8 protein-coding genes are annotated in these 14,743 nt (G+C 68.4%); all 8 read right to left on the reverse strand.

Going from position 1 to position 14,743, the window contains the following annotated elements:
* Positions 1-53: 53 nt before the first annotated feature.
* Positions 54-2,201, reverse strand: coding sequence for an elongation factor G (fusA, locus tag Bequi_RS05330; protein WP_249736930.1), 2,148 nt, complete (start codon positions 2,199-2,201; stop codon positions 54-56).
* An 81-nt stretch (positions 2,202-2,282) separates the two neighbouring features.
* Entirely contained in the window at positions 2,283-2,753 is a 471-nt protein-coding gene (rpsG, locus tag Bequi_RS05335) for a 30S ribosomal protein S7 (protein WP_249736931.1), read from the reverse strand.
* A complete protein-coding gene (rpsL, locus tag Bequi_RS05340; RefSeq protein WP_249736932.1) occupies positions 2,753-3,127 on the reverse strand; it encodes a 30S ribosomal protein S12 in 375 nt (124 codons plus the stop codon). The genes rpsG and rpsL overlap by 1 nt, the downstream gene beginning before the upstream one ends.
* 429 nt (positions 3,128-3,556) lie before the next feature.
* Entirely contained in the window at positions 3,557-4,825 is a 1,269-nt protein-coding gene (locus tag Bequi_RS14195) for a septal ring lytic transglycosylase RlpA family protein (protein ID WP_283774715.1), read from the reverse strand.
* A 402-nt stretch (positions 4,826-5,227) separates the two neighbouring features.
* Complete coding sequence (locus tag Bequi_RS05355; RefSeq protein WP_249736933.1) at positions 5,228-9,115, reverse strand: DNA-directed RNA polymerase subunit beta'; 3,888 nt, start codon at positions 9,113-9,115, stop codon at positions 5,228-5,230.
* Positions 9,116-9,213: 98 nt separating this feature from the next.
* The gene (gene rpoB, locus Bequi_RS05360; protein ID WP_249736934.1) at positions 9,214-12,702 is read right to left on the reverse strand and encodes a DNA-directed RNA polymerase subunit beta; all 3,489 of its coding nucleotides are present in this window, start codon (positions 12,700-12,702) and stop codon (positions 9,214-9,216) included.
* A 607-nt stretch (positions 12,703-13,309) separates the two neighbouring features.
* Positions 13,310-13,696 carry a 50S ribosomal protein L7/L12 gene (gene rplL / locus Bequi_RS05365; protein ID WP_249736935.1) on the reverse strand — a complete coding sequence of 129 codons (387 nt, stop codon included), beginning with the start codon at positions 13,694-13,696 and terminating at the stop codon, positions 13,310-13,312.
* Positions 13,697-13,852: 156 nt separating this feature from the next.
* Positions 13,853-14,368, reverse strand: a complete 516-nt coding sequence (gene rplJ / locus Bequi_RS05370) for a 50S ribosomal protein L10 (protein ID WP_249736936.1) — start codon at positions 14,366-14,368, stop codon at positions 13,853-13,855.
* Between the last annotated feature and the right edge of the window lie 375 nt (positions 14,369-14,743).

Consider the following 14,743-nt stretch of genomic DNA (forward strand, 5'->3'; position numbering starts at 1 on the left):
CCCGCCGTCGGATCAGAGGAGAAGCGGAACGAGTGTACCGCCGCTCCCCTGGGTCACTCGCCCCGGGTCTTCGCGACGATCTCGTCCGAGATGTTCCTCGGGACCTCCGCGTAGCTGTGGAACTGCATCGTGTACATGGCGCGACCCTGAGTCTTCGACCGCAGGTCGCCCACGTACCCGAACATCTCCGACAGCGGGACGAGAGCACGGACGATCTTCACGCCGCTCGCGTCCTCCATCGACTGGACCTGCCCGCGACGCGAGTTCAGGTCGCCGATGACATCTCCCATGTACTCCTCCGGCGTGCGCACCTCGACGTCCATCAGGGGCTCGAGGAGCACCGGATCCGCCTTGCGCAGGGCCTCCTTGGTCGCCATGGAGCCGGCGATCTTGAAGGCCATCTCCGAGGAGTCGACATCGTGGTAGGCGCCATCGAGGATGGTGGCCTTCACGTTCACGACCGGGTAGCCGGCCAGCACGCCCGACTGCAGGGCGTCCTGGGTGCCCGCGTCGACGCTGGGGATGTACTCGCGAGGCACGCGACCGCCGGTGACGGCGTTCTCGAACTCGTAGAACACGCCCTCCTCCGCGCCCACGAGGGGCTCGTAGCGCATCTGGATCTTCGCGAACTGGCCGGAGCCGCCCGTCTGCTTCTTGTGGGTGAAGTCGAACTTGTCCACGGTGCGACGGATGGTCTCGCGGTAGGCCACCTGGGGCTTGCCGATGTTGGCCTCGACCTTGAACTCGCGGCGCATGCGGTCCACGAGGATGTCGAGGTGCAGCTCGCCCATGCCCTTGATGACGGTCTGGCCGGTCTCCTCGTCCAGCTCGACCTGGAAGGTGGGATCCTCCTTGGCGAGCTTCTGGATCGCGACGCCGAGCTTCTCCTGGTCGCCCTTGGTCTTGGGCTCGATGGCCACGGAGATCACGGGCTCGGGGAAGCTCATCGACTCGAGCTGCACCGGGTTCGCCAGATCGGAGAGGGTGTCACCGGTGTTGGTGTCCTTCAGACCGATGAACGCGTAGATGTGGCCGACGAAGGCCTCGTCCACGGGGTTCTCCTGGTTGGCGTGCATCTGGAAGAGCTTCCCGATGCGCTCCTTCTTGCCGGTGGTCGCGTTGAGCACCTGGTCGCCGGAGGAGACATGGCCCGAGTACACGCGCACATAGGTCAACTGGCCGAAGAACGGGTGCGCTGCCACCTTGAACGCGAGGCCCGAGAAGGGCTCCTCGACGGAGGGCTTGCGGATGATCTCCTTCTCCTCGTCGCGCACGTCGTGGCCGATCATCGGCGGCACGTCGAGCGGGGAGGGGAGGTAGGCGATGACCGCGTCGAGCATGGGCTGGACGCCCTTGTTCTTGAACGCGGATCCCGCGAACACGGGGTACGCCTCGGAGTTGATCGTGAGCTTGCGGATGCCGGCCTGGAGCTGCTCGACCGTGAGGTCGCCCGTCTCCAGGTAGGACTCCATGAGCTCCTCGGTGCTCTCGGCGACGTCCTCGACGAGCTTCGCACGGTACTCGTCGACCGTGTCCTGCAGCTCAGCGGGGATCGGGACCTCGAGCTGGTACTGCCCGAGCGACGGGTCGCCCTTCTTCTTGCCGAGGGCGGGATCGTCCTCGGGGAAGGTCTCGGGCCACTCGTAAGCCTTCATCGTCACGAGATCGACGACGCCGCGGAAGTCGTTCTCCGAGCCGATCGGGACCTGCATCACCAGCGGCTTGGCGCCGAGGCGATCGACGATCGTGCGCACGGTGAAGAAGAAGTCGGCGCCCAGCTTGTCCATCTTGTTGACGAAGCAGATGCGGGGCACGTCGTACTTGTCGGCCTGGCGCCACACGGTCTCGGACTGGGGCTCGACGCCCTCCTTGCCGTCGAAGACGGCGACGGCGCCGTCGAGCACGCGCAGGGAGCGCTCGACCTCGACGGTGAAGTCCACGTGACCGGGGGTGTCGATGATGTTGATCTGGTTGTCGTTCCAGTAGCAGGTCGTCGCGGCCGACGTGATCGTGATGCCGCGCTCCTTCTCCTGCTCCATCCAGTCCATCGTGCCGGCGCCGTCGTGCGTCTCGCCGATCTTGTAGTTCACACCCGTGTAGTACAGGATGCGCTCGGTCGTGGTGGTCTTACCGGCATCGATGTGAGCCATGATGCCGATGTTGCGGACCTTCGTGAGGTCGCTGAGCACTGCAAGTGCCACGGACTGTGCCTTTCTGGAGGACGTCTGGTGTGCTGAATGGGGAGGAGTGGGGCCCGCTGCGCGCAGCGGGCCCCGGTCCGATCACCAGCGGTAGTGCGCGAAGGCCTTGTTGGACTCGGCCATCTTGTGCGTGTCCTCGCGGCGCTTGACAGCGGCTCCGAGGCCGTTGGACGCGTCGAGGAGCTCGTTCATCAGGCGCTCGGTCATCGTGTGCTCACGACGAGCGCGCGAGTAGCTGACGAGCCAGCGCAGGGCGAGGGTGGTCGCGCGGTTGGGCTTGACCTCGATCGGCACCTGGTAGGTGGCGCCGCCGACGCGGCGGGACTTGACCTCGAGGCTCGGACGGATGTTGTCCAGCGCCTTCTTGAGGGTCGCGACAGGATCCTGGCCGTTCTTCTCGCGGCAGCCCTCGAGGGCCTCGTACACGATCGATTCGGCGACGGTCTTCTTGCCGTCGAGCAGGATCTTGTTGATGAGCTGGGTGACCAGCGGCGAGCCGTAGACGGGGTCGACGACGAGCTGGCGCTTGGGAGCGGGGCCCTTACGAGGCATTACTTCTTCTCCTTCTTCGCGCCATAGCGCGAGCGCGCCTGCTTGCGGTTCTTGACACCCTGGGTGTCGAGCGAGCCGCGGACGATCTTGTAGCGGACGCCGGGGAGGTCCTTCACACGACCGCCGCGCACGAGCACGATCGAGTGCTCCTGGAGGTTGTGGCCCTCGCCGGGGATGTACGCGGTGACCTCGACGCCGGTGGACAGGCGCACGCGAGCGATCTTGCGCAGCGCCGAGTTCGGCTTCTTCGGGGTCTGGGTGTAGACGCGCGTGCAGACGCCGCGGCGCTGGGGCGAACCCTTGAGCGCGGGCGTGTTGGACGTGGAGACCTTGGCCTTCCGTCCCTTCCGCACCAACTGCTGAATAGTGGGCACTTCGACTCTTCCTGTTAGGCCGGCGGAGGTGTTCGCCCCGTCGGATCTCCTTCTTGCAGCCGCCTGCGGCGGCTCCCGACCCGCCCCGCTTCTCCGTACCCGGAGCATGCAGCGGAGCGACCCGTGCGCACGGCAGAAGCCGTGCGTGCGCCGGAGCACCGTGATCGCGGCCCAGGGCCGACGCGCGGGGGACCGCGCGCGACCCGCTTTCGGGCATGCTGCGAGGATCCGCTCCTCGCGGGGGACGCCGATCGCCGCAGGCGACCGGATGATGTCCCGATCACGACCGGAGGGCACTCCAGACGCACTCCTGAGTCTACTGAGCACCGGGCGACAGGGTCAAAGGACTGAGGCGCTTCGGTCGCACATCACATGCGCGAGGGCCCGCCCGCAGCGTGTGCGGACGGGCCCTCGCGCGGGCATGCGGGATCAGCCGACGCGCTGCCAGCTCACGGTCGCGACGCCCTGGCTGAGGCTCGCGATCTGGGAGAACGCGCCGGAGGACAGATCCAGGCAGCGCCCGCCCGCGTACGGGCCGCGGTCGTTGATGCGCACGATCACGCTCTTGCCGTTCGCGGTGTTGGTGACCTTGATCCGGGTGCCGAGCGGCAGGGTCTTGTGGGCGGCCGTCATCGCGCTCGCGTTGAAGGTCTCGCCGCTCGCGGTGGGGCCGCCGTCGGTGCCGTCGCCGCTGCCGTAGTTGGAGGCCTGGCAGGTCTCCACTGCGCCGCTGGCCGTCCCGCCCTGGTCGGTGGCCGCAGCCGAGCCGCCCGAGGAGCTGGACGAGCTGGACGAGCCCGATCCCGACGAGCCCGAAGAGCCGGAGCTCGCGGCGGTGCTGGGAGCGGCGGCGACGGTCGCGGCCGGCTTCGGCTTCGTGCCCTCGAGGATCACGCGGCCGACGGGCTCGGCGGTCACGGTCTCGGAGACGACCTCGGTGCCGGTCACCTGCCCGTCCACGACCGTGTCCTTGACGACCTTCTCCTTGGTGCCGACCTTGCCCTCGCTCTTGACCTCGGTGGAGCCGACGGTGAGGGTGTCGGTCTTCTCCGTGGTGGTCGTGAAGGGCAGCTCCTCGACCTCCTTGCGCTCGTTCTCGCGCAGGCGGTGCACGGTGATCGTCATGCCGTCGGTGAGGACGGTGTCGCGGCCCGGATCGGCGACGTCGCCGTCCTGGATGTCCTGCAGCACGCTGGTCATCGCCTCGCCCACGGTGCGGGAGTGGACGTCGAAGGTGGCCTGGCCGTACTGCCCGATGAAGGTGACGGTCTTGAGCGTGGAGACCTCGACCGTGGTGCCCTCGGAGGAGAGCTCCGTGGACGGATCCGGGGTGATGATGGCCTGGTCGGCGCGGTAGTCGACCTGCTCGAGCGCGTCGGCAACGGTGCCGCCGGGGGTGAGCACAGTCTGCTCGACGCCGTCCACCAGCACGGTCACGAGGTTCTGCTGGACCACGGAGATGTCGATCCCGTCGGTCACCGGGGTGTCGAGGGCGGGGGTGACGAGATCGGTCGCGCGGACCTTCACACCCTGCGCGTCCAGCAGATCGCCGACGGTGGGGCTGAAGGTGCGCACCGTGGAGGTCGCGCCGTAGACGCTGACGTCGGCCTCGTTGGAGACCGCCCAGGCCGTCCCGCCGCCGCCCACGGCGAGCACTCCTGCCGCTGCCGCCGAGATGATCCACGGGGTCTTCTTCATCGCACGCACCTGTTCTGCTCCGGATTCTGGTCGTTCACGCGCCCCGCTCCCCCGCCTCCCGGGAAGGCCGCGCCGTTCGCGGCGGGGAGGAGGCGTGCGCTCGAGGACCTCGAGCGCGCAGCAGGGCTGATCCCATCCTCTCCGGCCGCCGCGCAGGGGTGAAGGGGTCCCGCGCAGGCTTGAGCGGGCCTGGTGGGATTTTTTGCCCTCCCGTGACCATCCCCGTTGCGGGGGTCACTCCCCCGCCCCGGGCCGGTGCGGATCGGCCCGGGAACGCCGGACGGGCCGGTCCCGGAACACCGGACGGGCCGGGTCGGGAACGTCCGACCGACCGAGCCGGGAACGCCGGACGGGCCGGCCCTCCGCGAGGAGGACCGGCCCGTCAGCGCCGCAGGGGCGAGGTCAGCGAAAGTCGCTGCGGAAGGGATCGGAGTAGTCGATCTCGTCCAGGTTCACCGCACCGCTGCCGTAGCCCGAGAAGTCCAGCTCCTCGTAGCCGGGCACCTGGTACATCTGCGCCTTCGCCTCATCGGTGGGCTCCACCGCGATGTTGCGGAACCGCGGGAGGCCGGTGCCTGCCGGGATCAGCTTGCCGATGATCACGTTCTCCTTCAGGCCGAGCAGCGAATCGCTCTTGCGAGCGAGCGCGGCCTCGGTGAGGACCTTGGTCGTCTCCTGGAAGGAGGCGGCCGAGAGCCAGGAATCCGTGGCCAGCGAGGCCTTGGTGATGCCCATGAGCTCGGGGCGGCCGGCGGCGGGCTGACGGCCCTCCGCGAGCGCGGCCCGGTTCTCCTTCTCGAACTTCACGCGGTCCGCGAAGTCGCCGGGGAGGAGATCGGTGTCGCCGGACTCGATGACCGTCACGCGACGCAGCATCTGGCGCACGATGACCTCGATGTGCTTCGCGTGGATGTCCACACCCTGGGAGTTGTAGACCTTCTGGACCTCGTCCACCAGGTGCTTCTGCACGGCGCGCGGACCGAGGATGCGCAGCACCTGCTTCGGATCCACGGAGCCCTGCGTGAGCTTCTGGCCGACCTCCACGTGATCGCCGTCGGAGACCAGGAGGGTCACGCGGCGGGAGATCGTGTAGGTGATGGCCTCGGAGCCGTCATCCGGGGTGACCGTGACGCGACGCTGCTTGTCGCTCTCGTCCACCTCGACGCGGCCCGCGCTCTCCGAGATCGGCGCGAAGCCGGCCGGGGTGCGCGCCTCGAAGAGCTCCTGCACACGGGGAAGACCGTGGGTGATGTCGCCCTCGGCACTGGCCACACCACCGGTGTGGAAGGTGCGCATGGTCAGCTGAGTGCCGGGCTCGCCGATCGACTGGGCCGCGACGATGCCGACGGCCTCGCCGATGTCGACCAGCTGACCGGTCGCCAGCGAACGGCCGTAGCAGAGGGCGCACGTGCCCACTGCCGAGTCGCAGGTCAGCACCGAGCGCACCTTGACGGACGTGACGCCCGCGGCGATGAGCTCCTCGATCAGCACGTCACCGGCATCCGCGCCCGCCGGAGCGAGCTCCTTGCCCTCGGCGTCGAGCGCCGCTGCAGCCAGGGTGCGGCCGTAGGCGGTGGTCTCGACGTCGTCGGCCGGGACCACGACGCCCGCGTTCTCGACGCCGATCGTCAGGGTCAGGCCCTTGGTGGTGCCGCAGTCGTGCTCGCGCACGATGACGTCCTGGGAGACGTCGACCAGTCGACGCGTCAGGTAGCCGGACTGCGCGGTCTTCAGCGCCGTGTCCGCCAGGCCCTTGCGGGAGCCGTGCGAGGCGATGAAGTACTCGAGGACCGAGAGCCCCTCCTTGTAGTTGGAGAGGATCGGGCGCGGGATGATCTCGCCCTTCGGGTTCGTCACGAGCCCGCGCATGCCGGCGATCTGGCGGATCTGCATCCAGTTGCCTCGTGCACCGGAGTGCACCATGCGGTAGATCGAGTTCGTGGGCGTCGCCTCGAAGTTGCGCTGCATGGACTCGTCGACCTCGTCGGTCGCCTTGGTCCAGATGTCGATGAGCTCCGAGTTGCGCTCGGCGTCGGAGACGAGGCCGAGGTCGCGGTTCTCCTGCACCTTGGCCACCTGCGCCTCGAACTTCTCGAGGATCTCGCGCTTGTTCGAGGGCGCGATGACGTCGGTGAACGCGAAGGAGACGCCGCTGCGCGTGGACCACGAGAACCCGTAGGCCTTCAGCGCATCGAGCGATGCGGCGACCTGCCCCTTCTCGTAGCGCTCGGCGAGCTCGTTGACGATCTGGCCCAGGCGCTTCTTGTCGACCTGGCCGGCCACGTAGGGGTAGTCCGGCGGGAGGGTCTCGTTGAAGTACACCGTGCCGAGGGTCGTGGTGAGGGTGATCTCCTCGCCCTCGCTCCAGCCCTCCGGGGCGTCCCAGTCGCGCGGGGGCACGAAGTCCGGGAAGCGGATCGAGATCGGGGCGTTCAGCTCCAGGTCATGGGCGTCGTGCGCCATGATCGCCTCCGCCACGGAGGAGAAGTGGCGACCGGCGCCCTTGGCATCCTCGCGAACCGTGGTGAGGTGGTAGAGGCCGATGATCATGTCCTGGGCGGGCATGGTCACGGGGCGGCCGTCGGACGGCTTCAGGATGTTGTTCGAGGAGAGCATCAGGATGCGCGCCTCGGCCTGGGCCTCCGCGGACAGCGGCAGGTGCACGGCCATCTGGTCGCCGTCGAAGTCGGCGTTGAACGCCGCGCAGACGAGCGGGTGCAGGTGGATCGCCTTGCCCTCGACCAGCTGGGGCTCGAACGCCTGGATGCCCAGTCGGTGCAGGGTGGGTGCACGGTTCAGCAGCACCGGGTGCTCGGTGATGACCTCCTCGAGCACGTCCCAGACCTCGGGGCGCGCGCGCTCGACCATGCGCTTGGCGGCCTTCACGTTCTGCGCGTGGGAGAGGTCCACGAGGCGCTTCATCACGAAGGGCTTGAACAGCTCCAGCGCCATGCCCTTGGGCAGGCCGCACTGGTGCAGCTTCAGCTGCGGGCCGTTCACGATCACGGAGCGCGCCGAGTAGTCCACGCGCTTGCCGAGCAGGTTCTGGCGGAAGCGGCCCTGCTTGCCCTTGAGCATGTCCGAGAGCGACTTCAGCGGGCGGTTGCCCGGACCGGTGACCGGGCGGCCGCGGCGGCCGTTGTCGAACAGCGAGTCGACCGACTCCTGCAGCATGCGCTTCTCGTTGTTCACGATGATCTCGGGCGCACCGAGATCGAGCAGGCGCTTGAGGCGGTTGTTGCGGTTGATCACGCGGCGGTACAGATCGTTGAGATCCGAGGTCGCGAAGCGGCCGCCGTCGAGCTGCACCATGGGGCGCAGGTCCGGCGGGATCACCGGGACGCAGTCCAGCACCATGCCCGCGGGCGAGTTGGTGGTGGTGCGGAAGTTGGTGACGACCTTGAGGCGCTTGAGGGCGCGGGCCTTCTTCTGACCCTTGCCCGTCGCGATGATCTCGCGCAGCAGCACGGCCTCGGCATCCAGGTCGAAGTCCTGCAGGCGCTTCTGGATGGCCTCGGCGCCCATGCCGCCCTCGAAGTACGTGCCGAAGCGCAGGCGCATCGCGCGGTAGAGCTGCTCGTCGCCCTCGAGGTCGCCGACCTTGAGGCCCTTGAAGCGGTCCCACACGGCGGTGATGCGCGCGATCTCGGCGTCGTACTTCTTGCGGATCTGGGTCTGCTCGCGCTCGGAGGAGTCGCGGACCTTGCGCTTGGCGTCGGCCTTGGCACCCTCCTCCTCGAGCTTGGCGAGATCCTTCTCGGCGGAGACGGCGCGGTCGTTCAGCGCCGCGTCGCGCTCGTTCTCGAGCTCCTTGATCTCCAGGTCATGACGGGCCTGCAGATCGGGCATGTCCTCGTGGCGCGCATCGGCGTCCACGCCGGTGATCATGTACGCGGCGAAGTAGATGACCTTCTCGAGGTCCTTCGGCGCGATGTCGAGCAGGTACCCGAGGCGGCTGGGCACGCCCTTGAAGTACCAGATGTGGGTGACGGGAGCGGCGAGCTCCACGTGGCCCATGCGCTCGCGGCGCACGGAGGACTTGGTGACCTCCACGCCGCAGCGCTCGCAGACGATGCCCTTGAAGCGGACGCGCTTGTACTTTCCGCAGTAGCACTCCCAGTCCCGGGTGGGACCGAAGATGCGCTCGCAGAACAGGCCGTCCATCTCGGGCTTCAGGGTGCGGTAGTTGATGGTCTCAGGCTTCTTGACCTCGCCGAACGACCAGGTGCGGATGTCGTCGGCGGATGCGAGGCCGATGCGAAGCTCATCGAAGGTATTGACGTCGAGCACAGATGTCCTTCTCTCGAAACGTGGAATCAGGGGTCTGATGGATCAGGGGCTGAGGCGGGGGCGGGCTCGCGCGCGGGGGCGGCCCGCCCCCGGATCCGTCAGACCTCTTCGATGGAGCCGACGCCCTCGTGGGGTCGGCGCGACAGGTCGATGCCGAGCTCCTCGGCGGCCCGGAAGACCTCCTCGTCGCTCTCCTGGATCTGCGTGGAGGTGCCGTCGCTCGAGAGCACCTCGACGTTCAGGCACAGCGACTGCATCTCCTTGAGGAGCACGCGGAACGACTCGGGGATGCCGGGCTCGGGCACGTTCTCGCCCTTGACGATGGACTCGTAGACCTTCACGCGGCCGGAGACGTCATCGGACTTGATCGTGAGCAGCTCCTGCAGGGCGTACGCGGCGCCATAGGCCTCCAGGGCCCACACCTCCATCTCGCCGAAGCGCTGGCCGCCGAACTGGGCCTTTCCGCCCAGCGGCTGCTGCGTGATCATCGAGTACGGGCCGGTGGAGCGCGCGTGCAGCTTGTCGTCCACCAGGTGGTGGAGCTTCAGGATGTACATGTAGCCCACGGAGATCGGCGCGGGGAACGGCTCGCCGGAGCGGCCGTCGAACAGCTGCGCCTTGCCGGACTCCTTGACCATGCGCTCGCCGTCCCGGTTCGGGGTGTGGTTCGCGATCAGCGCCTCGAGCTCGTCGCCCGAGAGGCCGTCGAACACGGGCACCGCGACCGGCGTGCCGGGCTCGCCGTGCAGCGCGGCCTCGGGCAGGGCGCGAGCCGCCTCCGAGCCGGGATCGATGTCCCAGCCGTTCTTGGCGACGTAGCCCAGGTGCGTCTCCATGACCTGGCCGATGTTCATGCGGCCGGGCACGCCCATGGGGTTGAGGATGATGTCCACGGGGGTGCCGTCCTCGAGGAACGGCATGTCCTCCACGGGCAGGATCTTCGCGATGACGCCCTTGTTGCCGTGGCGGCCTGCGAGCTTGTCGCCGTCGGTGATCTTGCGCTTCTGCGCCACGTAGATTCGGACCATCTCGTTGACGCCGGTGGGGAGGATGTCGGAGTCGTCGTCCTCGTTGAACACCTGCACGCCGATGACGGTGCCGGACTCGCCGTGGGGCACGCGCAGCGAGGTGTCGCGCACCTCGCGCGCCTTCTCGCCGAAGATCGCGCGCAGCAGGCGCTCCTCCGGGGTCAGCTCGGTCTCGCCCTTGGGCGTCACCTTGCCCACGAGGATGTCGCCGGGCTCGACCTCGGCGCCGATGCGGATGATGCCGCGCTCGTCGAGATCGGCCAGGACGTCATCGCCCACGTTCGGGATGTCGCGGGTGATCTCCTCGCGGCCCAGCTTCGTGTCGCGGGCGTCGACCTCGTGCTCCTCGATGTGGATCGAGGTGAGGACGTCGTCCTGGACCATGCGCGAGGACAGGATGATGCCGTCCTCGTAGTTGTGGCCCTCCCACGACATGAACGCGACCAGCAGGTTCTTGCCGAGGCTGAGCTCGCCCTGATCGGTCGAGGGGCCATCGGCCAGAATCGAGCCGGCCTCGACGCGGTCGCCCTCGTCGAACAGCACACGCTGGTTGTAGCAGTTGCCCGCGTTCGAGCGCTGGAACTTGCCGATGGGGTACGTCTGACGGGTGCCGTCGTCGGCCATCACGGAGATGAGGTCCGCAGAGAGCTGCTCGATGACGCCGCCCTTGGACGCGACGACGACGTCGCCCGCGTCCACGGCCGCGCGGCGCTCCATGCCGGTGCCGACGAGCGGCATCTCGGTGCGCAGCAGCGGCACGGCCTGGCGCTGCATGTTCGCGCCCATCAGGGCGCGGTTGGCGTCGTCGTGCTCGAGGAACGGGATCATCGCGGTCGCGACGGAGACCATCTGGCGCGCGGAGACGTCCATGTAGTCCACATCCGCGGCCTCGACGAGCTCGGGCTCGCCGCCGGGCAGGCGCACGAGGACGTGCTCCTCGGCGAAGCGGCCGTCATCGCCGATCACGGCGTTCGCCTGGGCAATGATGTGGCGGTCCTCGTCATCGGCCGTCAGGTAGACGATGTCCTCGGTGACCTGGCCGTTCTCGACCCGGCGGTACGGGGTCTCGATGAAGCCGAAGGGGTTGATGCGCGCGAAGGTCGCGAGCGAGCCGATCAGGCCGATGTTCGGGCCCTCAGGGGTCTCGATCGGGCACATGCGGCCGTAGTGGCTGGGGTGCACGTCGCGCACCTCCATGCCCGCGCGGTCGCGGGAGAGGCCGCCCGGGCCCAGCGCCGAGAGGCGGCGCTTGTGGGTCAGGCCCGACAGCGGGTTGTTCTGGTCCATGAACTGCGAGAGCTGCGAGGTCCCGAAGAACTCCTTGATCGCTGCCGTCACCGGACGGATGTTGATCAGGGTCAGCGGGGTGATCGCCTCGACGTCCTGCGTGGTCATGCGCTCGCGGACGACGCGCTCCATGCGGGACAGGCCCGTGCGGACCTGGTTCTGGATCAGCTCGCCCACCGCGCGGATGCGGCGGTTGCCGAAGTGGTCGATGTCGTCGGTCTCCACGCGCACGGGCTTGCCGTCGGCGCTGGTGTACTCCGTGACGCCGTCGTGCAGGGCGACGATGTACTTCACCGTGGAGACGATGTCCTCGAGCGTGAGGGTCGACTGCGACAGGGGCGCGTCCAGACCCAGCTTCTTGGAGACCTTGTAGCGGCCGACCTTCGCGAGGTCGTAGCGCTTCTCGTTGAAGTAGAAGTTGTTGAGCATGGCCTCGCCCGCATCGCGCGTGGGCGGCTCGCCCGGGCGCTGCTTGCGGTAGATGTCCATGAGGGCGTCGTCCTGCGAGGAGATGCGGTCCTTCTCGAGGGTGGAGCGCATGGACTCGAACTCGCCGAACTCCTCGAGGATGTCGCTGTGCGACATGCCGAGGGCCTGCAGGAGCGTGGTGACCGACTGCTTGCGCTTGCGGTCGATGCGCACGCCCACCTGGTCGCGCTTGTCGATCTCGAACTCGAGCCAGGCCCCGCGCGAGGGGATCATCTTCGCGCTGTAGATCCGCTTGTCGCTCGTCTTGTCGATGGTCGCCTCGAAGTAGACGCCCGGGGAGCGGACCAGCTGCGAGACGACGACGCGCTCGGTGCCGTTGATGATGAAGGTGCCCTTGTCGGTCATGAGCGGGAAGTCGCCCATGAAGACCGTCTGGGTCTTGATCTCGCCGGTCTCGTTGTTCATGAACTCGGCGATCACGTACAGCGGAGCGGCGTAGGTGAGGTCCTTCTCCTTGCACTCGTCGACCGTGTACTTCGGCGGCTCGAACGTGTGGTCGCGGAAGGACAGCGCCATGTTGCCGGCGAAGTCCTCGATCGGGGAGATCTCCTCGAAGATGTCGGACAGGCCCGACGACTGCGGGACGTCCTCGCGGCCGGCGGCGGCGGCATCGGCCGCGCGCTCCTGCCAGCGCTGGTTGCCGAGCAGCCAGTCGAAGGAGGTCGTCTGCAGGCTCAGCAGATCGGGGACCTCAAGCGGGTCTCCGAGCTTCGCGAAGGTCACGCGCGGCGAAGCCGTGCGCAGGGCGATATCAGTGGTTCGATCGGTGCTCGAGGCAGCCAAGGGTGGTCCTTCCACAGGCCGGTGACAGTGGACCGCGAAGCACATCATCGCCAGCATCCGGGGTGGTCCCGAGCGCTCCCCCGGCGCCGGCCGTGCGCACCGGGAAGCGGCGAGCGGACGGGCGGCGGAGGCTGAACTGCGATGACGGCACAGCGCAAAGAATGAGCATACGCGAAATCGCGGATGGACGCAACGGCGCAGGCGAGCGCCGGGGGTCCATCCGCGTCGGCCACCATATGCCTGGCGCGGAAGGCGGAGCCTCCTGCCTCGTTGTCGGGCCGCCGCAGGGGCGTGCCGGCCGCGCCGGGGCGGGCCGGGCTCCGGCCGACGGTCCCGCACGGGGCGGGATCTGCGCAGCGCCCGGAGGCGGCGGCGTCGGCGGAGCGGTCGACAGGAACAGCTCACGTTCGAGGACCAATATGGCCGGTGCTCCCCCCGGAGTCAAGCAGGCGCGCTCAGCGGCACCCGGGTCTGCGTGCGCAGCGCCGCCCGGCGTGGCGCCAGTACTGGCATGATCCCGAGCCGCCCGAAATGCAGAAGGGCCGCCCCGCGCGATGCGGGACGGCCCTTCGAGGCGATCAGTGCGCCGCCGGGGGCGGCGCGAGGATCACTTGACGGAGACGGTGGCGCCAGCGCCCTCGAGCTGCTCCTTGGCCTTGTCGGCGGAAGCCTTGTCGGTCTTCTCCACGACAGCCTTGGGAGCGCCGTCGACCAGGTCCTTGGCCTCCTTCAGGCCGAGACCGGTCAGAGCGCGCACCTCCTTGATGACGGCGATCTTGGCGGAGCCGACCGACTCGAGGATGACGTCGAACTCCGACTGCTCCTCCTCAGCGGCAGCCTCGCCGCCCGCAGCGCCACCGGCAGCGGCGACAGCGACGGGAGCAGCAGCGGTGACGTCGAAGACCTCTTCGAACTCCTTCACGAAGTCCGAGAGCTCGATGAGCGTCATCTCCTTGAAAGCCTCGATGAGCTCGTCCTTGGTGAGCTTAGCCATGATGGCAGTCCCTTCTGTTGTCGGGGCCCAGAGCCCCGTCCGTGTGTGTGCGGCGCTCTCGCGCCTGGTCAAGCCCCGTTCCGCACTGGGCGGCGGTCCGGGAGATCAGCGCTGACGCGCTGGATGCGCTCCTGCAGAACGCGCGAGCCCGAAGGCTCAGGCGTCCTGCTTCGCGCGCAGCGCGTCCACGGTGCGCGCTGCCTTCGACAGCGGCGCCTGGAGCACAGCGGCGGCCTTGGAGAGGGAGCCCTTCATGGCACCCGCTGCCTTGGCCAGCAGGACCTCGCGGGACTCGAGGTCCGCGAGCTTCTTGACGTCGTCCTCCGTGAGGGCCTTGCCCTCGAAGAAGCCGGACTTGACGACGAGCTTGTCGTTCGCCTTGGCGAAGTCACGCAGAGCCTTGGCCGGTCCGACCGGCTCGCCCTTGATGAAGGCGATGGCGGTGGGACCCGCCAGCTTGCCCTCGAACGCATCGATGCCGGCCTCACGGGCGGCGATCTCGGTCAGCGTGTTCTTCACCACGGCGTAGGTGGTGTCGGTTCCCAGTGCGCGGCGCAGCTCCTTGAGCTGCTGCACGGAGAGACCGCGGTACTCGGTGAGAACGGCGGCGTCGGACTCGCGGAACAGGTCCGTGAGCTCGGCGACGGCGGTCACCTTCTCGGAGTTCGCCATGGCCCTCCTTCCAGAGGTCTCGCGCCGTCGGCGTGAAGCATGCCCTCGCGGCATGGCCCCTCCGCAGGAGGGCAAAGGAAAAGCCTCGACACGCAGGGTGTCGAGGCTTCAGGCCGCAGTCCTCCGCGCCCGGCGCGAGCCGGCGGGGATCATGCAGCGATCTGTTCGTCACCTGCGCAGGCCATCCCGTGAGGGAGTGCTTCGGTCGCACCCGGTGGCGGGCACAACGACCGGCGGTCTTCGGTACCAGCGACTCTAACGGGCCCCTCCCCTGGAGGCAATCCGAACCGGTGATGCCTGGCTCACAGCGCTCGTCATCGTCCCGCGTCGTGAGGCGGCGCGAGGGTCGGCGCCGGAGCGCGGCGCGCGGGCCAG

The sequence above is a fragment of the Brachybacterium equifaecis genome, assembly GCF_023509525.1.
Classification (GTDB): Bacteria; Actinomycetota; Actinomycetes; order Actinomycetales; family Dermabacteraceae; genus Brachybacterium; species Brachybacterium equifaecis.